The 26626-nt window shown below is 74.7% G+C and carries 20 protein-coding genes and 1 pseudogene; 13 read left to right on the plus strand and 8 right to left on the minus strand.

Annotated features, from left to right (window positions below; genetic code table 11):
• The first annotated feature begins 166 nt into the window (after nt 1-166).
• From leuS to ACTWQH_RS26905, 5 genes are all read left to right on the plus strand, one after another.
• Nucleotides 167-3049: a leucine--tRNA ligase gene (gene leuS / locus ACTWQH_RS26885; RefSeq protein WP_443289347.1), complete on the plus strand. Its 2883-nt coding sequence runs from the start codon at nt 167-169 to the stop codon at nt 3047-3049.
• A gap of 128 nt (nt 3050-3177) precedes the next feature.
• Nucleotides 3178-3870 (plus strand): hypothetical protein, encoded by a 693-nt coding sequence (locus ACTWQH_RS26890; RefSeq protein WP_443289348.1) that lies wholly within the window; start codon nt 3178-3180, stop codon nt 3868-3870.
• Nucleotides 3871-3891: 21 nt separating this feature from the next.
• Nucleotides 3892-4737 carry a DegV family protein gene (locus ACTWQH_RS26895; protein ID WP_443289349.1) on the plus strand — a complete coding sequence of 282 codons (846 nt, stop codon included), beginning with the start codon at nt 3892-3894 and terminating at the stop codon, nt 4735-4737.
• 130 nt (nt 4738-4867) lie between these two features.
• On the plus strand, nt 4868-6238 hold the full coding sequence (locus ACTWQH_RS26900; RefSeq protein ID WP_443289350.1) for a helix-hairpin-helix domain-containing protein: 1371 nt from the start codon (nt 4868-4870) through the stop codon (nt 6236-6238).
• Entirely contained in the window at nt 6225-8951 is a 2727-nt protein-coding gene (locus ACTWQH_RS26905; RefSeq protein WP_443289351.1) for a ComEC/Rec2 family competence protein, read from the plus strand. The genes ACTWQH_RS26900 and ACTWQH_RS26905 overlap by 14 nt, the downstream gene beginning before the upstream one ends.
• On the opposite strand, the pseudogene ACTWQH_RS26910 reads toward ACTWQH_RS26905, so the two are convergent.
• A pseudogene (locus ACTWQH_RS26910) lies at nt 8869-9204 on the minus strand (pyridoxamine 5'-phosphate oxidase family protein); the annotation flags it as partial. The gene ACTWQH_RS26905 and the pseudogene ACTWQH_RS26910 overlap by 83 nt on opposite strands.
• A gap of 92 nt (nt 9205-9296) precedes the next feature.
• Between ACTWQH_RS26910 and ACTWQH_RS26915 the strand changes: the two are divergent.
• Entirely contained in the window at nt 9297-10073 is a 777-nt protein-coding gene (locus ACTWQH_RS26915; RefSeq protein WP_443289352.1) for an arylamine N-acetyltransferase family protein, read from the plus strand.
• A 2-nt stretch (nt 10074-10075) separates the two neighbouring features.
• On the opposite strand, the gene ACTWQH_RS26920 is transcribed toward ACTWQH_RS26915, so the two are convergent.
• Both ACTWQH_RS26920 and ACTWQH_RS26925 read right to left on the minus strand, forming a co-directional pair.
• Entirely contained in the window at nt 10076-10315 is a 240-nt protein-coding gene (locus tag ACTWQH_RS26920) for a hypothetical protein (protein WP_443289381.1), read from the minus strand.
• 26 nt (nt 10316-10341) lie between these two features.
• The gene (locus ACTWQH_RS26925; protein ID WP_443289353.1) at nt 10342-11688 is read right to left on the minus strand and encodes an APC family permease; all 1347 of its coding nucleotides are present in this window, start codon (nt 11686-11688) and stop codon (nt 10342-10344) included.
• Nucleotides 11689-11758: 70 nt separating this feature from the next.
• Here ACTWQH_RS26925 and ACTWQH_RS26930 point away from each other — a divergent pair, with 70 nt between their 5' ends.
• Together ACTWQH_RS26930 and holA are read left to right on the plus strand one after the other, a co-directional pair.
• Nucleotides 11759-12781, plus strand: a complete 1023-nt coding sequence (locus ACTWQH_RS26930; RefSeq protein ID WP_443289354.1) for a GlxA family transcriptional regulator — start codon at nt 11759-11761, stop codon at nt 12779-12781.
• Nucleotides 12781-13797, plus strand: a complete 1017-nt coding sequence (gene holA, locus ACTWQH_RS26935) for a DNA polymerase III subunit delta (RefSeq protein ID WP_443289355.1) — start codon at nt 12781-12783, stop codon at nt 13795-13797. Before ACTWQH_RS26930 ends, holA begins: the two co-directional genes overlap by 1 nt.
• A 183-nt stretch (nt 13798-13980) precedes the next feature.
• Here the strand turns inward: holA and ACTWQH_RS26940 are convergent, their stop codons facing one another.
• Together ACTWQH_RS26940 and rpsT are read right to left on the minus strand one after the other, a co-directional pair.
• Nucleotides 13981-14913 (minus strand): hypothetical protein, encoded by a 933-nt coding sequence (locus ACTWQH_RS26940; RefSeq protein WP_443289356.1) that lies wholly within the window; start codon nt 14911-14913, stop codon nt 13981-13983.
• 126 nt (nt 14914-15039) lie between these two features.
• Nucleotides 15040-15306 (minus strand): 30S ribosomal protein S20, encoded by a 267-nt coding sequence (rpsT, locus tag ACTWQH_RS26945; protein ID WP_443289357.1) that lies wholly within the window; start codon nt 15304-15306, stop codon nt 15040-15042.
• 182 nt (nt 15307-15488) lie between these two features.
• On the opposite strand from rpsT, the gene lepA reads away from it, so the two are divergent.
• From lepA to ACTWQH_RS26960, 3 genes are all read left to right on the plus strand, one after another.
• A complete protein-coding gene (gene lepA / locus ACTWQH_RS26950; RefSeq protein WP_443289358.1) occupies nt 15489-17384 on the plus strand; it encodes a translation elongation factor 4 in 1896 nt (631 codons plus the stop codon).
• Nucleotides 17385-17526: 142 nt separating this feature from the next.
• Entirely contained in the window at nt 17527-19404 is a 1878-nt protein-coding gene (locus ACTWQH_RS26955) for an AMP-dependent synthetase/ligase (RefSeq protein WP_443289382.1), read from the plus strand.
• A 93-nt stretch (nt 19405-19497) separates the two neighbouring features.
• Entirely contained in the window at nt 19498-21318 is a 1821-nt protein-coding gene (locus ACTWQH_RS26960) for a SpoIIE family protein phosphatase (RefSeq protein ID WP_443289359.1), read from the plus strand.
• 39 nt (nt 21319-21357) lie between these two features.
• Here ACTWQH_RS26960 and hemW read toward each other — a convergent pair whose 3' ends face one another.
• From hemW to ACTWQH_RS26975, 3 genes are all read right to left on the minus strand, one after another.
• A complete protein-coding gene (gene hemW / locus ACTWQH_RS26965) occupies nt 21358-22599 on the minus strand; it encodes a radical SAM family heme chaperone HemW (RefSeq protein WP_443289360.1) in 1242 nt (413 codons plus the stop codon).
• Between the two features lie 65 nt (nt 22600-22664).
• The gene (locus tag ACTWQH_RS26970; protein ID WP_443289361.1) at nt 22665-23522 is read right to left on the minus strand and encodes a DUF3097 domain-containing protein; all 858 of its coding nucleotides are present in this window, start codon (nt 23520-23522) and stop codon (nt 22665-22667) included.
• 4 nt (nt 23523-23526) lie between these two features.
• The gene (locus ACTWQH_RS26975) at nt 23527-24276 is read right to left on the minus strand and encodes an MBL fold metallo-hydrolase (RefSeq protein WP_443289362.1); all 750 of its coding nucleotides are present in this window, start codon (nt 24274-24276) and stop codon (nt 23527-23529) included.
• 180 nt (nt 24277-24456) lie between these two features.
• Between ACTWQH_RS26975 and hrcA the strand changes: the two genes are divergently transcribed.
• Nucleotides 24457-25473 carry a heat-inducible transcriptional repressor HrcA gene (gene hrcA / locus ACTWQH_RS26980; RefSeq protein WP_443289363.1) on the plus strand — a complete coding sequence of 339 codons (1017 nt, stop codon included), beginning with the start codon at nt 24457-24459 and terminating at the stop codon, nt 25471-25473.
• A complete protein-coding gene (gene dnaJ / locus ACTWQH_RS26985) occupies nt 25474-26610 on the plus strand; it encodes a molecular chaperone DnaJ (protein ID WP_443289364.1) in 1137 nt (378 codons plus the stop codon).
• Nucleotides 26611-26626: the final 16 nt, after the last annotated feature.

Genomic DNA, 26626 nt, shown 5'->3' on the forward strand with positions numbered 1-26626 from the left:
CTGCGGTACCCTGACGCCATGCGTGCCGCACGCCTTCTGCTTACGCGGCCGCGCTGAACCGACCGGCGAAGCACCGTTCAGCGCGGCTGACCCCTCCTGTGTGAGGGGTTTTTTCATGGCCGTGGCCGTGGCCGTGAGCAGAGACGATCCGATGGAGCTACCGAGGATGCCCGAGAAGACGAGCGAGACACCCCACCGGTACGACGCCGCCCTGGCCGGCGAGATCGAGGCACGCTGGCAGGACTACTGGGAGCGGCACGGCACCTACGAGACGCCCAACCCCGGCGACGGCGACCTGGCCGGCGACCCCGCCCAGGTGGCGAAGCCCCACGCCTTCGTCATGGACATGTTCCCCTACCCCTCGGGCGCGGGCCTGCACGTCGGCCACCCGCTGGGCTACATCGCCACCGACGCATACGCCCGCTTCCTGCGCATGACCGGCCACAACGTGCTGCACCCGCTGGGCTTCGACGCCTTCGGCCTGCCCGCCGAGCAGTACGCCGTGCAGACCGGCACCCACCCCCGCGTCTCCACCGAGGCGAACATGCGCGCCTACCGCGCCCAGCTGCGCCGCCTGGGCATGGGCTACGACCAGCGCCGCTCCTTCGCCACCATCGACCCGGGCTACTACAGGTGGACCCAGTGGATCTTCCTGCAGATCTTCAACTCCTGGTATGACACCGAGGCCCGCCGCGCCCGCCCCATCGCCGAGCTGGTCGAGGAGTTCGCCTCCGGCGCCCGCCCCACCCCCGACGGCCGCCCCTGGGCGGAGCTGACCCGCGCCGAGCAGGCCGAGGTGCTGAGCGGCCACCGCCTGGCGTACGCCTCCGACGCGCCCGTCAACTGGTGCCCCGGCCTGGGCACCGTCCTGGCCAACGAGGAGGTCACCGCCGACGGCCGCTCCGAACGCGGCAACTTCCCCGTCTTCCGCGCCAAGCTGCGCCAGTGGAACATGCGGATCACGGCGTACGCCGACCGGCTGCTGGAGGACCTGGAGACCGTCGACTGGCCCGAGGCCATCAGGCTGGCGCAGCGCAACTGGATCGGCCGCTCCGAGGGTGCCCGCGCCCGCTTCCTGGTGGGGGAGGAGGGCGACGGCGGCCACGTCGACATCTTCACCACCCGCCAGGACACCCTGTTCGGCGCCACCTACATGGTGCTGGCCCCCGAGCACCACCTGATCGACGCCATCGTGCCCGCCGCCTGGCCCGAAGGCACGCGCGAGGCGTGGACCGGCGGCCACGCCACCCCCGCCGAGGCCGTGGCGGCGTACCGCAAGCAGGCCGCCGCCAAGTCGGACGTCGAGCGGCAGGCCGAGGCCAAGGAGAAGACCGGCGTCTTCACCGGCGCCTACGCCACCAACCCCGTCAACGGCGAGCGCATCCCCGTCTTCATCGCCGACTACGTGCTGCTGGGCTACGGCACCGGCGCCATCATGGCCGTCCCGGCCCACGACGTCCGCGACTTCGCCTTCGCCCGCGCCTTCGAGCTGCCGATGCGCTGCGTCGTCGAGCCCCCGGCCGGCGACGGGCGCGGCACCGACCCGGCCACCTGGGACGAGGCGTTCGTCTCCTCCGACGCGGTGATCACCAACTCCGCCAGCGACGCGCTGTCGATCGACGGGCTGCGCGTCCCCGAGGCCAAGGCCCGCGTCAACGCCTGGCTGGAGGCCGAGGGCAAGGGCGAGGGCACCGTCACCTACCGGCTGCGGGACTGGCTGTTCAGCCGCCAGCGGTACTGGGGCGAGCCCTTCCCGATCGTCTACGACGAGGACGGCATCGCCCACGCCCTGCCCGAGTCGATGCTGCCGCTGGAGCTGCCGGAGGTCGAGAACTACTCGCCGCGCACCTTCGACCCGGACGACGCCGACACCCAGCCCGAGACGCCGCTGTCGCGCAACGAGGAGTGGGTCAGCGTCACCCTGGACCTGGGCGACGGCCGCGGCCCGCGGCGGTTCAGGCGCGAGACCAACACCATGCCCAACTGGGCCGGCTCCTGCTGGTACCACCTGCGGTACCTGGACCCGCACAACGACGAGAAGCTGGTCGACCCGGAGGTCGAGCGGTACTGGATGGGCCCGCGCGAGGGCGCCACGACCGGCGGCGTCGACCTGTACGTCGGCGGCCAGGAGCACGCCGTGCTGCACCTGCTGTACTCCCGCTTCTGGCAGAAGGTGCTGTTCGACCTGGGCCACGTCTCGTCGGCGGAGCCGTACCACAAGCTGTTCAACCAGGGCATGGTCCAGGCGTTCGTCTACCGCGACGAGCGGGGCTTCCCCGTCCCGGCCGCCGAGGTCGAGGAGGTGGACGGGCGCTTCGTCCACCAGGGCCAGACCGTCACGCGCGAGATCGGCAAGATCGGCAAGTCGCTGAAGAACGTCGTCTCCCCGGATGAGGTGTGCCAGGAGTACGGCGCGGACACGCTGCGGCTGTACGAGATGGCGATGGGCCCGCTGGACGTCTCCCGCCCCTGGGACACCCGGGCGGTGGTCGGCCAGTTCCGGCTGCTGCAGCGGCTGTGGCGCAACGTGCTGGACGAGACGACCGGCGAGATCGTCGTCGCCGACGCCGAGCCCGACGAGGCCACGCTGCGCGCCATGCACAAGGCGATCGACGGCGTCACCAAGGACCTGGGCGCGCTGCGCTTCAACACCGCCGTCGCCAAGATCACCGAGCTGAACAACCACGCCGTGAGGCTGGGTCCCGGTCGCGTGCCGCGCGTGGTGGCCGAGACCCTGGTGCTGCTGGTCTCGCCGCTGGCGCCGCACATCGCCGAGGAGCTGTGGCACCGGCTGGGGCACGACGAGAGCGTGACGCATGCCGACTTCCCCGTCGCCGACCCGGCGTACGCCGTCGACGAGACCGTGACGTGCGTCGTGCAGGTCCGGGGCAAGATCAAGGCCCGGCTGGAGGTGCCCGCCGGCATCGCCGACGCCGAGCTGGAGGAGCGGGCGCTGGCCGAGCCGGCGGTGACGGCCGCGCTGGGCGGCGCCGCGATCCGCAAGGTGATCGTGCGCGCCCCGAAGCTGGTGAACGTCGTCCCCGCCTGACGCCGACTGACGCCGCCTGACGCGGCCGGGCACGGCACGGGACGGCGCGACCCGGCACGGCATGACGCGGAACGCCGGGCCAGCCCTACCCTGGTAGCCACGGCGTTGGACGAAATGGGGTGCGGTCCATGGAAATGGCGGCGCTGGTGGTGCTCGCGGTCACGACGCTGATCTTCGTGACGATCGTGATCCGCGTGACGCGCGCGGTCGGGCGCGCCGTGGACCGCACACGGCGGCAGGTGCGCCACACGGTCACCGAGGTCACGCTCGCGGCCCGCGCCGTGCAGCCGGGCGCCGTCGGCGAGGTGGCGCGGCTGCGCCGGTCGCTGCGGACCAGCCTGACCAGCGCCCACGACGCGCTGCTGGTCGGCTCCGAGCAGGACCCGGCGTTGCGCGAGGCGCTCTCGCTCCTCGGCCAACTGCGGGTGCACGCCGGGCGGCTCGACTCGGAGCTGGCCATGCTCACGGTGGGCGAGCCGGACCGCGGCCTGGTCGCCTCCCGCCTGCCCGAGCTGCGCGAGCGGGCGCGGCGCATCACGCGGTCGGCGGACTCGCTGCGCACCGCCGCGCAGGACCGTGCCCACCACGACGGGGAGGCGGTGGCCCTCGACACGCTGCACCAGCAGATCGAGATCGAGGCGAGCGCGCTGCGGCACTGGGCGCCGGCGGCGGAGGCGGCGGCCGAGCCCGCTCCCTCGCCCGGTCTGGACAAGGGTCCCTCGCAGCGCCTGCGGCGAGGGCTGCGCGTCCCGCGCGCACCGCGTTCCGAGCCCAGGTCCGGGCCCAGGTCCGGGCCCAGGGCCGAGAACGCCGAGGGCTGACCGGCTCGCTACCCTCCAGCCATGCCCCGCACCATCGCCCTCGTCACCGACTCCACGGCCTACCTCCCTCCCGCCACGGCGGCCCGTCACCGGATCACGGTCGTGCCGCTGACGGTGGTGCTCGGCGGCCGGCCCTTCGAGGACGGCACCGAGGAGTCGGCGCGGCGGCTGGCGCAGGCGCTGCACCAGCGGCAGCCGGTCACGACCTCCCGGCCCAGCCCGGAGGACTTCGCCGCCGCCTACCGCGAGGCGGCCGAGGCCGGGGCCCGGGGCATCGTCTCCCTTCACCTCTCCGCCGAGATCTCCGGCACCTACGACGCGGCGGTGCTCGCCGCCCGCGAGGCCCCGGTGCCGGTGCGGGTCGTGGACAGCGGGATGGTCGCGATGGCGCTGGGCTTCTGCGTCCTGGCGGCGGCCGAGGCCGCCGAGGCGGGCGGCAGCCTCGACGAGGCCGTCGCCGTCGCCGTCAAGCGGGCGGAGTCCACCCGCGCCTACTTCTACGTCGACACCCTGGAACACCTGCGGCGCGGCGGCCGCATCGGCACGGCGCGGGCGCTGCTGGGCTCGGCGCTCGCGGTGAAGCCGCTGCTGGAGCTGGCCGAGGGGCGCATCGAGCTGCGCGAGAAGGTCCGCACCGCGTCGCGCGCCATCGCCCGCCTCGAGGAACTGGCGGCGAGCCAGGCGGGCGCGGGACCGGTGGACATCGCCGTCCACCACCTGGCGGCGGAGGAACGGGCCGCCCAGCTGGCGGACCGGCTGCGCCAACGGCTCCCCGGCCTGGCCGCCCTCCACGTCAGCGAGGTGGGCGCGGTCCTGGGCGCCCACACCGGCCCGGGCCTGCTCGGCGCGGTGGTCTCCCCGCGCTGAGCGCCTGCCCCTGGTCAGCCGCTCACCCGCGTCACCCACACGGGCGAGCGGCTTTTCCACAACGCCGCCCCCATCCACAGATTTGGCCTGGGATCATCACGGAGCGTGATATTCGCCTACGGTCGTGGCCATGAAGACCACCCGACCACCCCGCCGCCCCCCACGCCCCGGCAGACCCCCCGGCCGCCACCGCCGCCACCCCACCACCCGCCGGGCACCCCAGCGCACCGCCGCCACCACCACCACGCACACCCGCGCCATGGCCCTGTTCGGGCCCGTTCCCGCCCGGGCGGAGAACGCCGAGGCGGCGTTCGGCCCGGCCCATGCGCCCACCACTGGCCCGGCCCGTGCCCAGGCGGCTGCCCGGGCGCGGGATCGGACCGGCCCTCCGAGTCCCGCCCCGGCAACCGATCCGGTCAGCGGACCCCTGACCGGCGTTGCTCCCGACCGAGGGCCCGCGCCTCCCGGCCGGACGACGCGCCCCGCCGGTGGCTCAGGCGGCGCCACGACGGCGGATCCCGCTCAACGTCCGCGGCGCTCCCCGGCGTTCGGCTCCCGGCAGGCACCGCCACCCGGCAGGGCCGGGCCCGCCGCCCCTGCGGAGGGCGCGGGCGGTGCCCCGGCGACGCAAGCGGCGGAACGCCCGGAGCGTGCCCGGACGATCGGCCTCGCGCACACCCGCGCCACGCCTTCGGACCCGGCGCCCGCCAGCGCCCTCGGCTCGGACGCCGCCGGCACCGTGGGTCCGGCGCAACGCCACAGGCCCGCGCCGGCGCCACCACAGCCGAGGGCCGGCTGGGCCGTGCTGGCGCGGCGCGCGCGTGAGCGGGCGGCGGCCCTGACCTCGCCCCGCTCGGGCGTGCTGCGGTCGCGCTTCGGCATGGAGTGGAAGACACTCGCCGCGCTCGGCGTCGTGCTGCTGGCGGCCGTCGTCTTCGCGGTGCACCACTTCTGGACCGGGCGCCCGCAGGGCGTCGTCGCCGCCGAGCCCGTGCCCACCGCCGCCGGGCCCTCCGCCGCGGCGTTACCCGCCGCGGAGACAGCGGAGACAGAGGAGGCGGCGGCGGAGAACACGGTCGTGGTCGATGTCGGGGGAGAGGTCCGCGACCCCGGCGTCTACACGCTGCCCGCCGGGTCGCGGGTCGCGGACGCGATCGAGGCGGCGGGCGGCAGCAGGCCCGGCACGGACACCGACTCACTCAACCGGGCCCGGCCGCTCGCCGACGGCGAGCAGATCCTCGTGGGTGTCACACCCGCACCCACCGCCCCCGTCCCGGAGGCCGGTCCCGCCGCCACGGCCACCGCGATCGCCGCGCTGAGCCTCAACACCGCCACCGCCGAGCAGTTCGACACACTCCCCGGCATCGGGCCCGTCCTGGCCGCGAACATCGTGGCCTACCGCGAGGAGAGCGGCGGCTTCACCACCGTCGACCAACTCCTCGACGTCTCCGGCATCGGCGAGAGCCGCCTCTCCGAGCTGAGGGACCATGTCACCCTCTGAGCTCCCCGAGCCCCCCGAGCCCTCGGCCACGGCCCTGGTCCGCCACCCGGTGCACGCCGCCTCCGGCCACCGGCTGGGCGCCTCCAACCCGCGGCGCCGGGGCCCGGCCGACCTGCGGCTCGTTCCGCCCGCCGCGGCGACCTGGGCAGCGACGGCCTGGGCCCTGGGGGCTCCGCCCCGGCTCGCCGCCACCGTCGTGGCCGCATGCTGCGCGGCGGCAGCGGCCGTCCTGTGCCGGTCCCGCCGTGGCATCGCCCCGGCCCTCGCCGCCGCGTTGCTGTGCGCGGCGGCCGGTGCGGCCGTCGCCGCGCTGCACACGGCGGCGGCACGGTCCGGGCCGCTGCCGGGCCTCGCCGGCACCGGCGGAGGCGCCGCCGTTGAGGCCGAGGTGACGGTCGGCGGCGATCCCCGGCAGGCCGCCGCCGACCCCGGCAGACCCGACGCGCCACGGGCCGTGCTGCTGTCCGCCGAGGCCGCCCGCGTCCGCACCGGCACCGGATCCTGGCAGGCGGTGCGCACGCCCGTCCTCGTGGTCGCCGAGACCGAGCGGCCCGCTGCCTGGCTGCGGCTGCTGCCCGGCACCCGGCTGCGCCTGACGGCCCGTGTCGCGCAGCCCATGCCGGGGCACACACCGGCGGAGCTGGCCGCCGTGCTGCGCGTCACCGACGCCGGGCCGCCCGGCGTCACCGCCTCCCCGAACCTCCCGCAGCGGATCGCGGGTCACCTGCGCGACTCGCTGCGCGAGGCCTCCTCCGGTCTGCCCGGGGACGCCGGGGCCCTGCTGCCCGCCCTGGTCATCGGCGACGACTCCGGCATCACGCCCGAGCTGGAGGAGGCGGTGCGGGCCACCGGGCTGACCCATCTCGTCGTGGTCAGCGGTGCCCAGGTCGCGATCGTCCTCGGGGTGCTGATCGGCCCGGTGGGCCTGGCCTCGCTCGCGGAACGGCGCGGGCTGGCCGCCCGCCTCGGGATCCCGCTGCGCACCACCGCCGTGCTGGGCGGCGTGCTGCTGCTGGCGTTCGTCCTGGTGTGCCGGCCGGAGCCCAGCGTGCTGCGCGCCGCCGTCTGCGGCGGCGTCGCGCTGCTCGCCATCGCCACCGGCCGCCACCGCTCGCTGCTGCCCGCCCTCGCCGCCGCGACCATGCTGCTCCTGCTGTGGGAGCCGGTGCTCGCCCGCTCCTTCGGCTTCCTCCTGTCCGTGCTGGCCACCGGCTCCCTCCTCACCCTCGCCCCCCGCTGGAGCGGGTCGCTGCGACGACGCGGCACGCCCAGACCCCTGGCCGAGGCGATCGCCGCGGCGGCCGCCGCCCACGCCGTCTGCGCGCCCGTCGTCACCGTCTTCGCCCCCGGCACCAGCCTCGTCGCCATCCCCTGCAACCTGCTGGCCGCACCGGCCGTGGCCCCGGCCGTCGTGCTCGGCTGGCTGGCGCTGGTCACCGCACCCGTCTGCCTGCCGGCCGGCGCCGCGCTGGCGTGGCTGGCGAGCTGGCCCACCCGCTGGATCGCGGGCGTGGCCCGCACCGGCGCGGCGCTGCCGGGCGCCGAACTCGGCTGGCCCGGCGGCTGGTCCGGCGCGGCGTCGCTCGCCGCCGTCACCCTCGCCGTGCTCGTGCTGGTGCGCCGCTCGCTGCGCAGCCCCTGGCTCGGCATCGTCGGCGTGCTGCTGCTCCTGCTCGCGGTGCTCCGCCCGGCGCCGCTGCCGCGCATCCTCACCGGCTGGCCGCCGGCCGGCTGGCGCGTGGTCGCGTGCGACGTCGGCCAGGGCGACGCCCTGGTGCTCGCCGCCGCCGACGGCGCCGCGCTCGTCGTCGACACCGGCCCGGACCCGGCCGCCGTCGACCGCTGCCTGCGGGAGCTGGAGGTCCGCCGCATCCCGCTGCTGGTCCTCAGCCACTTCCACGCCGACCACGTCGCGGGGCTGCCCGGCGCGCTGCGCGGCCGGGAGGTGGGCGCCATCCAGACCTCCACCGTGCGGGACTCGCCGGAGCAGGCGGCGTTCGTCGACCGCGTCGCCGCCGAGGCGGGTGTGCGGGTGATCCCGGCCGTGCCCGGCGAGCGGCGCCGCATCGGGGAGGGCCTGAGCTGGCAGGTGCTGTGGCCGCCCGCGGACGCCGCGAGCCTGGGGTACGAGGCGAACGACGCCAGCGTCACGCTGCTGCTGCGCACCGGCGGCCTCGGTGTTCTCCTCCCCGGCGACCTGGAGCCCGCCGCGCAGCGTCGGCTGCTGGCCGAGCACCCCGAACTGCCCCCGGTCGACGTCCTGAAGGTCGCCCACCACGGCTCGGCCGGCCAGCACCCGCCGCTCCTTGCGCGCCTGAGTCCCCGCCTCGCCCTGATCTCCGCCGGCGCGGACAACGACTACGGCCACCCCGCCCCCGGCACCCTCGCCGCCCTCCGCGCGGCCGGCGCCGTCGTGCTGCGCACCGACCGCCACGGCGCCCTGGCCGTCACCGAGACCGACGAGGGCCCGCGCGGCGTCGCACGCCGGGGCCTCGGCCGGTCCCGGCCGCTCAGAACAGCCAGGCGCCGTCCTTCATCAGGTAGCGGCCGGCGAGTTCGTTCGCCTCCCGCCAGGCGCGGACCGTGCGCGGCCGGAAGCGCAGGTAGCACCAGTCCGGGCGGCCCCGCGTGTCCCAGTTGTTCTTGGCGGCGAACGCGTCGGCCGCGGCGCGCAGTTCGTCCCCGGCCAGCACCCCGGCCGCCGCCTCGATGAGCACGACGTCCCGGGTGTGCCCGAGGGCGACGGTGGCCCGGCCGTTCCCGGCGATGTTGACGGTCGTCGGGTTGGCGGTGCGCGTCGTCATGACGAGCGCCTCGTCGTGCCAGACGAAGGACAGCGGCACCAGGCACGGCTCCCCGTCCGCGCCGGCCGTGGACACCCAGGCGTCCACGTCCTCCGCGAGCCGCGTCAGCACGTCCGCCCTGCGCTGTCCCCCGCTGCGAGCCGGGGGCTTCTCCTTCGCCATGGCGGGTCACCCTACGGCGCCGGACCCGGCCGCGCATGGGGCGTTCGGCCTCGGCCGATCGGCGTAGGCCACGCGGGTGGGACCATGGGCGGATGGACGCTGACGCCTACCTGCGGCGTATCCGAGCCGCCCGGCCCGCCGTCGCCGACGGGGCGGCGCTGGCCGAGCTGCACCTGCGGCACCTGCGCGCCGTCCCCTTCGAGAACCTCGCCATCCACCTCGGCGAGGAGGTCGAGCTGGCCGAGAGCTCCCTCGTCGACAAGCTGGTCCGCCGGCGCCGGGGCGGCTTCTGCTACGAGCTGAACGGGGCGTTCGCCGCGCTGCTGCGCACGCTGGGGTTCTCGGTGGAGCTGCTGAACGCCCGCGTCTTCGACGGCGAGACGCTCGGGCCGCCGTACGACCACATGGCCCTGCGGGTGGCGGCGCCCGGCGAGTCCGGCGGGCCGTGGCTGGCGGACGTCGGCTTCGGCGACCACAGCCACCGTCCGCTGCGGCTGGACGCCTCCGGCGAACAGCCCGACCCGGCAGGAGTCTTCCGCGTCGTCGAGGCCCCGGACGGCGACCTGGACGTGCTGCGGGACGGCACGCCGCAGTACCGCGTCGAGACCCGGCCGCGCGCGCTCGCCGACTTCGAGGTCGCCTGCTGGTACCAGCAGACCTCGCCGCGCTCCCACTTCACGCGGTCGCTGATCTGCTCGCGGCTGACGGAGACGGGGCGGATCTCGCTCAGCGGCCGGAAGCTCATCGTCACCGGGGACGGGCGGCGCACGACGGCCGAACTGGAGGACGGGACGACCGTGCTCGCGGCGTACCGCCGTCACTTCGGCATCGAGCTGGACGCGGAGCCCCGCCTGCGGCAGCGCCCGTAAGCTCAACCGCGCTCCAGCCAACCCTCGTGCGCCTCGGCCAGGGCCGCCAGCGCGGCCTGCGCCTCCGGCCGGCAGCAGGAGCCGTCCGGGTCCTCCAGCACCACCAGCCACTGGGCGTCCTCGGCGTCGTCCTCCCCGGCCAGGGCCTCGCGGACCAGCCGGGGTTCCTCGGACAGTGCGAGCCGGTCGGACAGCTCCGCGGCCACCTCGGCGGCCGCCTCGCGGTCGGGCAGCACCAGGATGTGCGGTGCGTCGTGTCGTTCGTCGGTCACCGGCCCATTGTGCTCACCCCGCTTCGGGACCCCTTCCGTAGCCCCAGGTACAAGAGTGCCGCGCCGGACACCGCCAGCGGCCACAGGAGGTACACCCCGGACATGGCCAGCAGCGCGGCGATCGCGACCAGCGCCACACAGGCCGCCGCATGGCCCTTGGAACGCCGGGGCAGCAGGCGGAGCGCGGCGGCCACGCCGACGGCGTACACCGTCACGAACGACCCCGTGGTCAGCAGCACCAGCGGGCGCACCCCGATGTCCGCCGCCGTGACCGCGCCCAGCGCGAGCAGCGCCAGGCCGGAGACGAGGGCGAGGCTGCGGCGCGGCACCTCGCCGACCGTGCTGCCGCGCGCCAGCCACGCCGGGGCCGCGCCGTCCCGCCCCAGGGCGGCGCCGAGCTTGGCCGCGGCGGCGTAGTAGGCGTTCATCGTCCCGAACGTCAGCAGCACGGCCGCGACGGCAGCGAGGTGGCGCGCGTCGCCGCCCAGGCCCGCCGCCATCAGCTCGCCGAGCGGCGCCTCGGTGTCCGCCGCCGAGGCGCCGAGCACCGCGATGACGGCGAACGCCACCGACAGGTAGAGCACCCCGACGATCACCACCGCCGCCCCCGTCGCCCGGGGCAGGTCGCGGGCCGGGCGGCGCAGCTCCGCCGCGAGGTGGGTGATCGCCTCCCAGCCCGCGAAGCTCCAGACCAGCATCGTGGCCGCCGGGCCGACGGCGGCCCAGCCGTGCGGGGCGAAGGGCTGGAGGTTGTCCAGCCGCGCGTGCGGCAGGGACAGCGCGACCGCCACGACGAGGAGGGTCACGAGCAGCCCGCCCAGGGCGAGCTGGATCCGTCCGGTCACCCGCAGCCCGGCGGCGTTGGCTGCGGTGACGGCCGCCATGAGGGCGGCGGCGGTGCCCAGCGCGGTGGCGTCCCCGCCGCCGAGCGCCTCGGCGGCGTAGGCGCCGCCGAACAGCGCCGCCGCCGCGGCGCCCGGCGGCACCGCCAGGTAGAAGCACCAGCCGACCACGGCCGCCGCCCGCTCCCCGAAGGCGAGGCGCGCGTAGGTGGACACGCCCCCGGCATCCGGATGCCGGGCGCCCAGCGCCGCGAACGCCGAGGCCAGCGGCACGGACAGCAGCACCAGCGCGGCCCAGGCCACCAGCGAGGCGGGCCCGGCCGCGTCGGCGGCGAGCGCGGGCAGCGTGATGACGCCGGTGCCCAGCACCGCGCCCACGTACAGCGCGGTCGCCTGCGGCGCGGTGAACCGGCCACCGGGCGCAGGGCCAGGCGTGGGGCCGGACGTGGGGCCGGGCGTGGCGCCCGGAGCGGCGCCGGGCTGGCGGACGGTCTCTGTCATGCGGACAGGCTTTCGCCCGGCCCCGCCGACGGCCATCGGCAGAAATGCCAGCCACCGCTAAAATTCCGCCATGAGCGCTCGCCGTCGCCGCCCGCACGTCGTGGCCGTCGCCGTCACCGACGGCGCCCCGGTCTTCGAACTCGCCGTCCCCTGCGAGGTCTTCGGCATCGACCGCAGCGACCTCGCCGACCCCTGGTACGAGCTGCGGCTGTGCGCCGCCGGACCGGACCCCGGGCCGCCGCGCACCACCGCCGGGCTCGCCGTCCACACCCCCTACGGCCTGGACGACCTCCCCGACGCCGACACCGTCGTGATCGCCGCCTGCGCCCGCCACATCCAGCTCGACCCGCCGCCCGCGCTGCTCGACGCGGTCCGCGCCGCCCACGCGCGGGGCCGCCGGATCGTCTCCCTCTGCTCCGGCGTCTACGTGCTGGCCGCCGCCGGGCTGCTGGCGGGACGCCGGGCCACGATGCACTGGATGTCCGCCGCCGACTTCGCCCACCGCTTCCCCGACGTCGACGTCGACCCCTCCTCGCTCTATGCCGAGGACGGCACCATCCTGACCTCGGCCGGCACCGGCGCCACCATCGACGCCTGCCTCCACCTCGTGCGCCGGGACCACGGCTCCGCCGTCGCCAACGAGGTCGCCCGCCGCATGGTGGTGCCGCCGCACCGGGAGGGCGGGCAGAGCCAGTACGCCAAGCCGCTCAGGCCCGCGACCCGCGGCGGCGGCGACGATCTCGCGCCCGTGCTGCGCTGGGCGCGCGAACGCCTCCACGAGCCGCTGACCGTGCCGAGGCTGGCCCGCCAGGCGCACATGAGCGAACGCACCTTCGCCCGCCGCTTCCGCGACGCCCTCGGCGTCACGCCCCTGCAGTGGCTGCTCCAGCAGCGGGTGCGGCTCGCGCAGGAACTGCTGGAGACCACCGACGAGCCGGTGGAGGCCATCGCCCGCCACGCCGGGTTCGGCAGCGCGGCCAACCTCCGCCACCACTTCGGGCGGCTGACGACGATCACGCCCCAGACCTACCGCCACGTCTTCCGCCGCCGCGTCAACGGCGTTGTCACCGGCGCGTGGGATGCTGGGCGTTGATGGCTGCCAGACAGACGACCAGGACGACCAGGGCGAACGCCGACGACCCGCTCGCGCCCGTGACCATCGCCGTGGGGCAGGAGGAACTGCTGCTCGACCGCGCGGTGCGGCAGGTCACGGCCGCCGCCCGCGCCGCCGACCCCGACACCGACCTGACGGAGCTCGACCCCGGGGAACTCGCGCCCGGCACCCTCGCCTCGCTCACCAGCCCCTCGCTCTTCGCCGAGCGGAAGGTCGTCGTCGTGCGCCAGGCCCAGGACCTGGCGGCGGACACGGTCAAGGACGTCAAGGCGTATCTGGCCTCGCCGGCCGACGAGATCACGCTCGTCATGCTCTTCACCGGCAGCGGCACCAAGGGCAAGGGGCTGCTGGACGCCGCCCGCAAGGCCGGGGCCCGGGAGGTCGCCTGCCCGAAGATGACCAAGCCCGCCGACCGGGTGGCGTTCGCGCGCGGCGAGTTCCGCGCGGCGGGCGTCGGCGCGACGCCCGCCGCCTGCCAGGCCCTGGTCGAGGCGATAGGCGGCGACCTCCGCGAGCTGGCCTCGGCCTGCGCCCAGCTCGCCGCCGACGTCGAGGGCACGATCGATGAGGCCGTCGTCGCGCGGTACTACACCGGCCGCGCCGAGGCCTCCAGCTTCACCGTCGCCGACCTGGCCGTCGAGGGCCACGCGGCGGAGGCGCTGGAGGCGCTGCGCTGGGCGCTGGCCACCGGGGTGGCGCCGGTGCTGGTCACCAGCGCCCTCGCGCAGGGCGTGCGCGCGATCGGCAAGCTGGCCTCGGCCCCGCCGGGCGTGCGGCCCGCGGACCTGGCCCGCGATCTCGGCATGCCGCCGTGGAAGATCGACCGGGTGCGGCAGCAGACGCGCGGCTGGACGGCCGACGGCGTGGCGACAGCGGTGCGGGCGGTCGCCGAGGCGGACGCGGCGGTGAAGGGCGGCGGATACGATCCGGCGTACGCCCTGGAGCGCGCGGTCATCACGATCGCATCGGCCACGCGCTTCGCGCGCGGCCGATAGCCACGGGCCACTGGCCGCTGGGGGCTCCTTGACCCGCACCCCGGCCGACGGGCCGTGGCCTCCCCCCGGGGGGTGTGCCCACCCTCCGCCCCGGCCGGGGTGAAGGCCGCGGCAGGGACTCCGCCCTGGCCGGGTAGGGTCTGGGGCGGAGCCCCAGCCGTGGTTCGGCCGGCGCGGCGAGCGCTATGCGTCGGGGTCGCCCTCGACCTCGCCCGCCGGTTGTTCCTCCCGCAGTGCGGCCAGCGTGGCCTCCGTCGACTGGCGCATCGTCTCGGACACGTAGTCCTCCTCGACCAGGCGGGAGAGGGAGGAGTTCGAGTAGGTGTCGATGTAGGCGTCCCAGGTCAGCGAGTACTCGAACCACCCGTCCCGGACGCCCAGGATCACCCGGCTCAGGCGGTCGTCCTCCGTCGTCCGCTGGAAGGTGATGAACGCCTCGTCGCCCAGCCCCTCGACGGGCTCCACCCGGTAGTCGTAGTTGACGTCCGCGTACTGCTCCTGCTCGCTGTACAGCGCCTCGAACTCGCCCGCCGGATCGCTCCCCTTGTGCCAGACCGCGTCATGGGTCAGGTACATGAAGCTGTAGGTGTCGTCCTCGATCGGTGCGAGGTAGAAGGTGCAGGAGCTGCGGTCGACCGCCCGGTGCTCGTACGCCAGCAGGCTGGGGTCCATGTAGCCGTCGGGCTGCTCGTAGTCCCCGTCGAACGCCGAGATGTCGGCAGTGGCGCACATGTCGTCGCTGTACTCGTAGCCGGCCAGGTTCGGCTGCGGCTTGGAGGGCGGGGAAGGCTCCTTCCCGGAGTCGCCGGAGCCGCTGGTGGCCACCAGCACGCCGCCCCACACCGCCGAGGCCACCACCACGCCCAGCACCGACCACAGCCAGCTCGGCAGCCCGCCGCCGGGGCCGCGCGAGGGCCGCGCCGCGTTCGGCGGCGTCATCGGGCCGTAGCCACCGGTGGCCTGGGACGCCGCGTCCTGCGGATAGCCGTAGCCGGGCGGGCCCGGCTGATGCGGCTGGGGGTGTGGCTGGGGCTGCGGCCGCGCGTAGGGATTGTCGGGCGCGGGCTGCGGCCGGCCCGGCTGCATGTAGGGATTGCTCCCCCCCGGTATGGACATGTCAGTAACGTACCGTGTCCCGACCGGGGGAGCGAGGGCCCGCGCGGGGCTCAACAGCCTTGCCGCGAGGCGGAGAACAGCCCGAGGGGCCAGCCGGGAAACGCCGGAGACAGGCCCGCCCGGGGATCAGCTCTGGAGCGCGTTGACCTGGTGGGCGAGCGCCGACTTCTTGTTGGCGGCGTTGTTGCGGTGCAGCACGCCCTTGCTCACGGCCTTGTCGAGCTTGCGGGCCGCCACCCGGCGCGCGGCCTCGGCCTTGTCGTAGTCGCCGGTGGCCACCGCCTCCCGGGTACGGCGGATCGCGGTCTTGACCTCGGACTTGACCGACTGGTTGCGCAGCCGGGCCTTCTCGTTGGTCTTGATCCGCTTGATCTGGGACTTGATGTTCGCCACGAAAGAAGCCTTCAGTAGATTCGGGACAGGTTCGGGATAGACGCAGTCGGCCAGGTTACCAGCGGCACCCGCCGCCCTCCCAATCCGCGGCCCGCCCCGCGACCGTGGGACCATGGGGATGACCCTGACCCCCGTCACCGACGCCCGTCACCGACGAAGACCATCACCCGACAGGACCCCGCGTGCCCGCGATCCCTACGAACGCGCCGGAGCCAAGCCGCACCGACCCGGCCCTGATCCGCAACTTCTGCATCATCGCGCACATCGACCACGGCAAGTCCACCCTCGCCGACCGGATGCTGCAGCTCACGGGTGTGGTCGAGCAGCGCCAGATGCGCGCCCAGTACCTCGACCGCATGGACATCGAGCGCGAGCGGGGCATCACGATCAAGTCCCAGGCCGTCCGCATGCCCTGGGCCCCCACCGGCTCGGAGACCGCCCATGTCCTGAACATGATCGACACCCCCGGGCACGTCGACTTCACCTACGAGGTCTCCCGCTCCCTCGCCGCCTGCGAGGGCTGCATCCTGCTGGTGGACGCCGCCCAGGGCATCGAGGCCCAGACCCTCGCCAACCTCTACCTGGCGATGGAGAACGACCTCACGATCATCCCCGTCCTCAACAAGATCGACCTGCCCGCCGCCCAGCCGGAGAAGTTCGCGGCCGAGCTGTCCCACCTCATCGGCTGCGAGCCCGACGAGGTGCTGCGCGTCTCCGCCAAGACCGGCGAGGGCGTCGAGGCGCTTCTCGACGAGGTGATCCGTCAGGTGCCGCCGCCCGTCGGCGAGGCCGACGCCCCCGCCCGCGCCATGATCTTCGACTCGGTCTACGACTCCTACCGGGGCGTCGTCACCTACGTGAAGGTCGTCGACGGCGGCCTCGGCAAGCGCGAGCGCATCCAGATGATGTCCACCGGCGCCACCCACGAGCTGCTGGAGATCGGCACCAACTCCCCGGAGATGACCCCGGCCGACGGCCTGGCCGTCGGCGAGGTCGGGTACCTGATCACCGGCGTGAAGGACGTACGCCAGTCCCGCGTCGGCGACACCGTCACCGTCCAGCGCCACGGCGCCACCGAGGCGCTCGGCGGCTACAAGGACCCCAAGCCGATGGTGTTCTCCGGCATCTACCCGATCGACGGCTCCGACTACCCGGGCCTGCGCGACGCCCTGGAGAAGCTCCAGCTCAACGACGCCGCCCTGGTGTACGAGCCGGAGACCTCCGCCGCCCTCGGCTTCGGTTTCCGCGTCGGCTTCCTCGGGCTGCTGCACCTGGAGGTGATCCGCGAACGCCTGGAGCGCGAGTTCGGCCTCGACCTCATCGCCACCGCGCCCAACGTCGTCTACCAGGTGACGATGGAGGACCGCACCGAGCACACGGTCACCAACCCCAGCGAGTTCCCCGTCGGCAAGATCGCCGAGGTCCGCGAGCCCGTCGTGCGCGCCACGCTCATCGCCCCCAGCGAGTACGTCGGCGCGATCATGGAGCTGTGCCAGAGCCGCCGCGGCTCCATGCAGGGCATGGACTACCTGTCGGAGGAGCGCGTCGAGCTGCGCTACACCCTGCCGCTGGCGGAGATCGTCTTCGACTTCTTCGACGCCCTGAAGTCCAAGACCCGCGGCTACGCCTCCCTCGACTACGAGCCGGTCGGCGACCAGGCCGCCTCCCTCGTCAAGGTGGACATCCTGCTCCATGGCGACAAGGTGGACGCCTTCTCCGCGATCGTGCACAAGGACAAGGCGTACGCCTACGGCGTCAAGATGGCCGGCAAGCTGCGCGAGCTCATCCCGCGGCAGCAGTTCGAGGTGCCCATCCAGGCCGCCATCGGCTCCCGGGTGATCGCCCGCGAGACCGTGCGGGCCATCCGCAAGGACGTGCTGTCCAAGTGCTACGGCGGCGACATCTCCCGCAAGCGCAAGCTGCTGGAGAAGCAGAAGGAAGGCAAGAAGCGCATGAAGATGGTGGGCCGCGTCGAGGTGCCGCAGGAGGCGTTCATCGCGGCGCTCGCCTCCGACTCGGGCCCCGGCCCCGGCTCCGGCTCGGGCTCGGGCAAGGAGTCCGGCAAGGGCCGCGGCTGAGACGCGGCCAAGAGCGCGGGTAAGAACTACAAAGACCCCTTACGTGCGGCGGGCCAGGGTCGTACTCTGAGCGCCACCCATGAGTTACTCGTCAGTCGCTCCCGTTGCAGTGCGGCACCCGGAGGAAGTCGTGAGCGAGACCGTGACCGAGACACAGCAGTCGATCGAGAACCGGCCGCCGTCCGTGGCGCACCTGTTCCTGGACCGGGTCGCGGCCACACCCGACCGGGAGGCGTTCCGCTACCCCGTCGCCGCCCCGGGCGGCGGGCCGGACGACTGGCGCGGCTACACCTGGGCGGAGGCAGCCCAGCGGGTCTACGCCATCGCCGCCGGCCTGATGGACCTGGGCGTGCTGCCCGAGGAGCGCGTCGCCATCGCCTCCACCACCCGCGTGGACTGGATGCTCGCGGACCTGGGCACGATGTGCGCCGGCGCCGCCGTCACGACCGTCTATCCGACGACCAACGCCGACGAGACGGCGTTCATCCTCGCCGACTCCGGCAGCAAGGTGCTGATCGCCGAGGACGCCGCCCAGCTCGCCAAGGCCCGCGAGCGGCGCGCGCAGCTCCCGGACCTGAGACACGTCGTGGTCATCGACCCCGACGGCGCCGGCCCCGCCGGGGGCGACCCCGAGGGCTGGGTCCTCTCGCTGGCCGAGCTGGCCGAGCGCGGCGCGGCGTACCTGGAGAAGAACCCCGACTGCGTCACCGACACCGTCGCCGCGCTGCGCCCCGACCAGCTCGCGACCCTCATCTACACCTCCGGCACCACCGGCCGCCCCAAGGGCGTGCGGCTGCGGCAGGACACCTGGTCGTACATGGGGTACGCCATCGAGGCCCTCAACCTGATCGGCCCGGAGGACGACCAGTACCTGTGGCTGCCGCTCTCGCACGTCTTCGGCAAGGTGCTGGTCGCCTCCCACATCAAGGTCGGGCACCTGATGACGGTCGATGGCCGGGTCGACAAGATCATCGAGAACCTGCCCGTGACGCGCCCCACCAAGATGTGCGGCGTCCCGCGGATATTCGAGAAGGTCTACAGCGGCGCCGCCATGAAGGCCAAGGCCGGCGGCGCCGCCAAGTACCGCATCTTCAGCTGGGCTGCGGAGGTCGCCAAGGAGTACGCCCGCGTCTCGCAGGAGAGCAAGCGCCGCACCGGCACCGCCTCGGTGCCCTTCGGGCTGAGGGCCCGACACGCCCTCGCCGACCGTCTCGTCTACGGCAAGCTGCGGGCGGCGTTCGGTGGCCGGATGGAGGGCATGGTCTCCGGCGCGTCCCGGCTCGACCCCGACATCGGGTACTTCTTCGCCGGCGTCGGCATCCCCATCCTGGAGGCGTACGGCCTCACCGAGTCCGCCGCGGCGAACTTCGTCAGCCTCCGTGACTCCTTCCGCACCGGCGCGGTCGGCAAGGCGGTGCCAGGCCTGGAGGTGCGGGTCGCCGACGACGGCGAGATCCTGCTGCGCGGCCCGGCGATCATGGACGGGTACCACGGGCTGCCCGAGCAGACGGCCGATGTCCTGGAGCCCGACGGCTGGTTCCACACCGGCGACATCGGCGAGCTGTCCGACGACGGGTACCTGAGGATCACCGACCGGAAGAAGGACCTGTTCAAGACCTCCGGCGGCAAGTACGTCGCCCCCACGGAGATCGAGGGCCGCTTCAAGGCCGTCTGCCCCTACGTCTCGACCATGGTCGTCATCGGCAACGGGCGGAACTACTGCACCGCGCTGATCGCCCTCGACGAGCCGGCGATCATGGGCTGGGCCAAGGAGAACGGCCTGGGGGGCAGGGCGTACGCCGAGGTCGTGGCCGACGAGCGGACCCGCGCGCTCATCGACGGATACGTCGAGCAGCTCAACGCCGGGCTGCAGCGCTGGCAGACGATCAAGCGGTTCCGACTGCTGCCGCGCGACCTCGACGTGGAGCACGGCGAGCTCACGCCCAGCCTGAAGCTGAAGCGGCCCGTGGTGGAGGCCGAGTATCGTGAGCTGATCGCCGACATGTACCCGGAGACGTGACGGCGGCTGCCCCGCGCGGGTGGCATCGGCCCTGCCGGGTACGCACCATCAGATGACAGGGAGTGCTGACCCAGCGGCAGGCAGGAGAGTGCGGTGACGCGACCAGGCGCCGATGCCGATGCAGGCGCCGGCGCCGGCGAGGCGGAGGAGCGGCGGCCGGAGGGCTTCGAGGGCGACCACGACATCCTGTGGGCCGCGTTCCACGTCCTGCCCGCCGGCGCCGTGCTCATCGACCGGGCCGGGCAGATCATGAACGTCAACGCCGAGGCCGAACGCCTGCTGGGCCGGTCGGTGGCGTCGATGCGCGGCGCGGACGCCCACGACCTGCTGCACCGCGACCGCGTCGGGCAGGCGGTGGCGCGCTCCGACTGCCGGATGCTGGCCGCGATGGACGAGGACCGCACCACCTCCGGCGACCTGGACACCTTCCTCCGGGGCGACGGCCACCTGCTGCCGGTCGAGTGGTCGACCGCGCCCATCCGCGGGCGGGAGGGGGTGGCGGGCGCCGCGGTGCTCTTCACCGAGGTCACCAACCGCCTGGAGAGCCAGTACCGCGCCGAGCGCGAGCTGGCGGAGCTGCGCGACCGGACCGAGCGGCTCGCGCTGCTGGCCGAGGTCACCACCGTGCTGACCCAGTCGCTGGAGGTCGAGGAGACGCTGCGCCGGCTCGGCCGGATCGTGACGCGGCGCCTGTCCGACTGGGCCGTCGTCGTGCTGCGCGGCGACGACGAGCGGGAGCACCGGATGGCCGTGCTGCCCTCCGACCGCCCAACACGGAACGGCGAGGGCGAGGGCGGTGACGACGCCCAGGGAGCCGGGGGAGAGGCCGAGGTGCGCTGGAGCGCCCCGCTGCCCCCCGCCGCGGAGAGCGCCACCACCCCGCTCGCCAACGTCCTGCGCCGGGGCAAGCTCTCCACGCTCGGCCCCGACGAGATCTCCACACCCGTCGACTGCCCGCTGACGGCCGCCCATCGCGAGCTGCTGGCGGCGCGCGGCGCCGCCTCGGCCGTCATCGCGCCGCTGCGCACCGCCCGGCATGTGCTCGGCGCCCTGACGGCCGTGCGCAACGACCCGACCCGCCCGTTCGACGGCACCGAGGAGGCGCTGCTGTCCGACATCGCCTACCGCGCCGGGCTCGCCATCGACAACGCCCGCCTCTTCCGGCAGCAGCGGGACATCGCCGTCACCCTCCAGCACCACCTCCTCACGCCGCTGCCGCGGGTCGGCGAGCTCCAGCTCGCCGCCCGCTACCTGCCGGCCGGCGCCGGCGCGGAGGTCGGCGGCGACTGGTACGACGCCCTGGTGCTGGGCGACGGCGTCACGGCCCTGATCATCGGCGACGTCCTCGGCCACGACCTGGATGCCGTCGCCGGGATGGCGCAGCTGCGGAACATGCTGCGCTCCCTGGCGTGGGACCGGCGCGAGGCGCCCAGCGTGATCTTCGACCGGCTCGACCGGGCCATCCCCGCGATCACCACCGTCACGATGGCCACCGCCCTGCTCGCGCGCGTCGAGGAGCTGCCGGAGACGGGCACCTGGCGGCTGCAGTGGACCAGCGCCGGGCACCCCCCGCCGCTGCTGGTCACCGCGGACGGGCAGGCGCGCTACCTGGAACAGCACCAGGATCCGATGCTCGGCACCCAGCTCGCCGGCTCGCTCCAGCGCCACGACGTCATCGAGCGGCTGCCGCCGCGCAGCACGGTGCTGCTGTACACCGACGGCCTGATCGAGGAGCCCGGCATCAGCCTGGACGCGGGGCTGGAGCGGCTGCGCAGCCACGCCACGGAGCTGGCCGAGCGTCCGCTGGACGACTTCTGCGACCAGATCGTCAAGCAGGTGCGGCCCGGCGGGCGCGACGACATCGCGCTGCTGGCGATGCGCGTCCCCCGGGCCGGCCGGGCCCCGTCGCGCTGACGCCGCCCCGACGCCGCGCCGCACCGGCCGGGGCCGGGGTCAGTCGACCAGTTCGCGGGTGACGGCGTCCGCCAGGAGGCGGCCGCGCAGGGTGAGCGCGGCCCGCCCGTCGGCGTACGCCTCAGGCCGCAGCAGGCCGTCCGCGAGCGCCCGCCGGGCGGCGGCCAGCCCCTCCGGGCGCAGCAGCGCCAGCGGGCAGCCCTCGGCCAGCCGCAGCTCCAGCAGGATCCGCTCCACCCGCCGGTCCTCACGAGCCAGCACCTCCCGGCCCGCCCCCGGTGAGCGGCCCGCCGCCAGCGCCGCGGCGTACGCCCCGGGGTGCCGCACGTTCCACCAGCGCACACCGCCGACGTGGCTGTGCGCGCCCGGGCCCGCGCCCCACCAGTCGGCGCCGGTCCAGTACAGCTCGTTGTGGCGGCAGCGGCCCTCGCGCGAGGCGGCCCAGTTGGAGACCTCGTACCAGGCGAAGCCCGCCGCGCTCAGCGTCTCCTCCGCGATCAGGTACCGGTCGGCCAGCACGTCGTCGTCGGTCATCGGCACCTCGCCGCGCCCCACCCGCCGCGCCAGCCGGGTGCCGTCCTCCACGATCAGCGAGTACGCCGAGACGTGATCGGGACCGTCGGGGCCCGCGCCGAGCGCCGCGTCCAGCGAGGCCCGCCAGTCGTCGTCCGTCTCGCCCGGCGTTCCGTAGATCAGGTCCAGGCTGACGTGCTCGAAGCCCGCCGCGCGCGCCCACCGCACGCACGCCTCGGGGCGGCCGGGGGTGTGGGTGCGCTCCAGCACGTCCAGCACGTGCTGGCGGGCGCTCTGCATGCCGAACGAGACGCGCGTGAAGCCCGCCTCGCGCAGCGCGGCCAGCGAGGCTTGGGTGACCGAGTCCGGGTTGGCCTCGGTGGTGACCTCCGCGCCGGGCGCGAGGCCGAACTCCTCCCGGACCGCCGCCAGCATCCGCGCCAGGTCGGCGGGGGGCAGCAGCGTGGGCGTGCCGCCGCCGACGAAGACCGTCGCCACCGGGCGCGGGTCGTCCCCCAGCACCTTGCGGGCCAGCCGCACCTCCTCGGCGAGCACCGAGGCGTAGTTCTCGCGGGAGGCCAGCTCCCCGCCCGAGCCGCGCAGCTCGGACGCCGTGTAGGTGTTGAAGTCGCAGTAGCCGCAGCGCGTCGCGCAGTACGGCACGTGCAGGTAGAAGGCGAGGGGGCGGTCCGCGGCCCCGGCGAGGGCGTGCCCCGGGAGGGCGCCGTCGGAGGGCACCGGCTCGCCGTCGGGCTGGACGCTGGGCATGGTCCCCATTGTCCGGCATTCGTCGTCCGGCAATCGTCGTCCCCCATCCGCCCGTGCCTCCCGGCTCAGGCGCCGGGTCCGCCGGGCCCGCCGGGTCCGCCGACCGTGACGTGGTCGATCAGGTGCTCCACCGGCCCCAGCAGCCCGGGGTCGAGGTCGCGGTAGTCGCGGACGCTGCCGAGGATGCGCCGCCAGGCCGCGCCCGTGTTCTCCGGCCAGCCCAAGGCCCGGCAGACCCCCGTCTTCCAGTCCTGGCCGCGCGGCACCTCCGGCCAGGCGGCGATGCCGACCGCCGCGGGCTTGACCGCCGCCCAGATGTCGATGAACGGGTGCCCGAGCACCAGCACGTCGGGCCCGCCGGCCTCCGCCGCGATCCGCGACTCCTTGGAGCCGGGCACCAGGTGGTCCACGAGAACCCCGAGCCGGGCCCCGGGGGAGGGGCCGAAGGCGCGCACCACCGCCGGGAGGTCGTCGATGCCCTCCAGGTACTCGACGACCACGCCCTCGACGCGCAGGTCGTCGCCCCACACCTTCTCGACCAGCTCCGCGTCGTGGCGCCCCTCGACGTAGATGCGCCCGGCGCGTGCCACGCGGGCGCGGGCCCCCGGCACGGCGAGCGATCCGGACGCCGTCCGGGCGCGGCCGCCGCCGGAGCCCTCCCCGGGTCGCGGGCGCGGCGGGACCAGCGTGACGACCCTGCCCTCCAGCAGGAAGCCCCGCGGGTCCATGGGGAACGCCCGCGGCTTGCCGAAGCGGTCCTCCAGCGTGACGGTCGGGCCCTGCGCCGTCTTCTCGCAGCGGATCACCGCCCCGCAGAAGCCGGTGGTGACCTCCTCCACCACCATGCCCGGCTCGGCCGCCACCTCCGGGACGGGCCTGGGCCGCTTCCACGGCGGCGTCAGATCGGGGTCGTACTGTCGCATGGCGTCAGTCAACCACTCCGAACCGGCGGGCCAGCGCCCCCCGTTGCGCCCGGACGAAGGCGGCGTCCACCACCGCGCCGTGGCCCGGCACGTACCGCGCCCGCTCGCCGCCCAGGGCCAGCAGCCGGTCCAGGGCCGCCGGCCACCGCGCCGGACGGGCGTCCTCCCCCGCCTGCGGCTCGCCGGACTCCTCGACCAGGTCGCCGCAGAACACCACCCGCGGCTCCCCCGGAACCACCACCGCCAGGTCGTGGCCCGTGTGCCCCGGCCCGGCGTTCGCCACCACCACCTCCCGGCCGCCGCCGAGGCCGAGCACCAGCTCTCCGCCCCCCGCCACCTCGACGACGTCCGGCACAGCGGCCCGGAGGGCCTCCGCCGCCTCCGCCGCCTCCGCCTCGTCCATTCCGTGACGCACCGCGTCCGCCGCCAGCGCCGCCGGCGCCAGGTGCCCGGACAGGCCCGCCGCCCCGTACACCTCGGCGCCCGCGAACGCCGCCGCGCCGAGCACGTGGTCGAAGTGCGGGTGGGTGATCACCAGCCACCGCACCGGCAGCCCGCCGGCACCCGGGATCCCGGCAAGCTCCCGCCGCAGCGCCGCCCCCGCCCGCGGCGAGGGCCCCGCGTCCACCAGCAGCAGCCCCGCCTCGCCCGCCACCACCCCGACCGTCTCGTCCCACCCCGGCAGCCTCCGCCGCCACACCCCGGCCGCCACGTCTTCCCAGGCCTGGCCGGGAACGCCCTGTTCGCTCACCACAGGTCGACGTTAAACGCCCCTCGCGCCCTCCTGTTCACGCCGGTCGCGCGGTACCGTCGTTTCCGTCGCGCTTTCCCTCGTCGAGCTACCCGGCCGTACACTGGAGCAGGGATTGGCACTCCACACGGATGAGTGCCAGTGCGGCGGGCGAACCACACGGCCGGGACGGGAGGTGCGCACATGCTCAGCGAACGCAGACTTGAGGTGTTGCGGGCCATCGTCCAGGACTATGTGGGCACCGAGGAGCCCGTCGGCTCCAAGGCCCTCACCGAGCGGCACAACCTGCGCGTCTCACCGGCCACGGTGCGCAACGACATGGCCGCCCTGGAGGAGGACGGGTACATCGCCCAGCCCCACACCAGCGCCGGCCGCGTGCCGACCGACAAGGGGTACCGGCTCTTCGTCGACAAGCTGGCCGACGTCAAGCCGCTGTCCGCCGCCGAGCGCCGCGCCATCCAGAACTTCCTGGCCGGCGCCGTCGACCTCGACGACGTGGTGGCGCGCACGGTGCGGCTGCTCGCGCAGCTCACCCGCCAGGCCGCCGTCGTGCAGTACCCCTCGCTGACCCGCTCCACGGTGCGGCACGTCGAGCTGCTGCCGCTGGCTCCCGCCCGCCTGATGCTGGTGCTGATCACCGACACCGGCCGGGTGGAGCAGCGCCTCATCGACTGCCCCGCCCCGTTCGGCGAGACCTCCGTGGCCGACCTGCGGGCCCGGCTCAACGCCAGGATCGCGGGCGAGCGGTTCACGGACGTGCCGCGGCTGGTGCAGGACCTGCCCGAGGCGTTCGACACGGAGGAGCGCGGCACGGTGCAGACGGTGCTCTCCACCCTGCTGGAGACCCTCGTCGAGGAGACCGAGGAGCGGCTGATGATCGGCGGCACCGCCAATCTGACCCGCTTCGCCCAGGACTTCCCGCTGACGATCCGGCCGGTGCTGGAGGCGCTGGAGGAGCAGGTGGTGCTCCTGAAGCTGCTGGGAGAGGCCACCGACTCGGGCGTCACGGTGCGTATCGGTCACGAGAACGCACACGAGGGCCTCACCTCAACATCGATCGTCTCGGTGGGCTACGGTTCGGGTGACGAAGCGGTCGCGAAGCTGGGCGTGGTCGGACCGACCCGCATGGACTACCCCGGAACGATGGGAGCGGTGCGCGCAGTGGCACGGTACGTCGGACAGATCCTCGCGGAGAACTAAGTGGCGGCGGACTACTACGCGATCCTCGGTGTGCCGCGCGACGCCTCGCAGGAGGAGATCAAGAAGGCCTTCCGCAGGCTGGCGCGCGAGCTGCATCCGGACGTGAACCCGGATCCGAAGACCCAGGAGCGGTTCAAGGAGATCAACACCGCCTACGAGGTGCTCTCGGACCCGCAGAAGAAGCAGATGTACGACCTGGGCGGCGACCCCCTGGGTCCGGGCGCCGGCGCGGGCCCGGGCGCCGGGTTCGGAGCCGGGTTCGGCAACTTCTCGGACATCATGGACGCCTTCTTCGGCACCGCGACCCAGCGCGGCCCGAAGTCGCGCACCCGGCGCGGCCAGGACGCCATGATCCGCCTGGAGATCGACCTCAACGAGGCGGCCTTCGGCACCACCAAGGAGATCCAGGTCGACACCGCCACCGTCTGCGGCACGTGCAACGGGGAGGGCGCCGCGCCCGGCACCTCCGCGCAGACCTGCGACATGTGCCGGGGCCGCGGCGAGGTCTCCCAGGTGACCCGCTCCTTCCTGGGCCAGGTCATGACCTCCCGGCCCTGCCCGCAGTGCCAGGGCTTCGGCACCGTGGTGCCCAACCCGTGCCCGGAGTGCGCGGGCGACGGCCGGGTCCGCACCCGCCGCACCCTGACGGTGAAGATCCCGGCGGGCGTCGACAACGGCACCCGCATCCAGCTCGCGGGCGAGGGCGAGGTCGGCCCCGGCGGCGGCCCCGCCGGCGACCTGTACGTGGAGATCCGCGAGACCCCGCACGCCGTCTTCCAGCGCAGGGGCGACGACCTGCACTGCACCGTCACCATCCCGATGACGGCCGCCGCCCTCGGCACCAAGGTGCCGCTGGAGACGCTCGACGGCATGGAAGAGGTCGACATCAGGCCGGGCACCCAGTCGGGGCAGTCCATCCCGCTGCACGGCCGCGGCGTCACCCACCTGCGGAGCAACGGGCGCGGCGACCTCGTGGTGCACGTGGAGGTGCAGACGCCGGCGAAGCTGGACCCGGAGCAGGAGGAGCTGCTGCGCCGCCTGGCGAAGCTGCGGGGCGAGGAGCGGCCCACCGGCCAGTTCCAGCCGGGCCAGCAGGGCCTGTTCTCCCGCCTCAAGGACGCCTTCAACGGGCGCTAGGCGGGCGTGGGGATCG

It is taken from the genome of Streptomyces sp. 6N223, assembly GCF_052246635.1.
Taxonomy (GTDB): Bacteria; Actinomycetota; Actinomycetes; order Streptomycetales; family Streptomycetaceae; genus Streptomyces.

Excerpts from the sequence above, each read along its gene's own strand:
- leuS (WP_443289347.1), top strand. The coding sequence starts at position 167 with ATGCCCGAGAAGACGAGCGAGACACCCCACCGGTACGACGCCGCCCTG.
- ACTWQH_RS26890 (WP_443289348.1), top strand. The coding sequence starts at position 3,178 with ATGGAAATGGCGGCGCTGGTGGTGCTCGCGGTCACGACGCTGATCTTC.
- ACTWQH_RS26895 (WP_443289349.1), top strand. The coding sequence starts at position 3,892 with ATGCCCCGCACCATCGCCCTCGTCACCGACTCCACGGCCTACCTCCCT.
- ACTWQH_RS26900 (WP_443289350.1), top strand. The coding sequence starts at position 4,868 with ATGAAGACCACCCGACCACCCCGCCGCCCCCCACGCCCCGGCAGACCC.
- ACTWQH_RS26905 (WP_443289351.1), top strand. The coding sequence starts at position 6,225 with ATGTCACCCTCTGAGCTCCCCGAGCCCCCCGAGCCCTCGGCCACGGCC.
- ACTWQH_RS26915 (WP_443289352.1), top strand. The coding sequence starts at position 9,297 with ATGGACGCTGACGCCTACCTGCGGCGTATCCGAGCCGCCCGGCCCGCC.
- ACTWQH_RS26925 (WP_443289353.1), bottom strand. The coding sequence starts at position 11,688 with ATGACAGAGACCGTCCGCCAGCCCGGCGCCGCTCCGGGCGCCACGCCC.
- ACTWQH_RS26930 (WP_443289354.1), top strand. The coding sequence starts at position 11,759 with ATGAGCGCTCGCCGTCGCCGCCCGCACGTCGTGGCCGTCGCCGTCACC.
- holA (WP_443289355.1), top strand. The coding sequence starts at position 12,781 with ATGGCTGCCAGACAGACGACCAGGACGACCAGGGCGAACGCCGACGAC.
- ACTWQH_RS26940 (WP_443289356.1), bottom strand. The coding sequence starts at position 14,913 with ATGTCCATACCGGGGGGGAGCAATCCCTACATGCAGCCGGGCCGGCCG.
- hemW (WP_443289360.1), bottom strand. The coding sequence starts at position 22,599 with ATGCCCAGCGTCCAGCCCGACGGCGAGCCGGTGCCCTCCGACGGCGCC.
- ACTWQH_RS26970 (WP_443289361.1), bottom strand. The coding sequence starts at position 23,522 with ATGCGACAGTACGACCCCGATCTGACGCCGCCGTGGAAGCGGCCCAGG.
- hrcA (WP_443289363.1), top strand. The coding sequence starts at position 24,457 with ATGCTCAGCGAACGCAGACTTGAGGTGTTGCGGGCCATCGTCCAGGAC.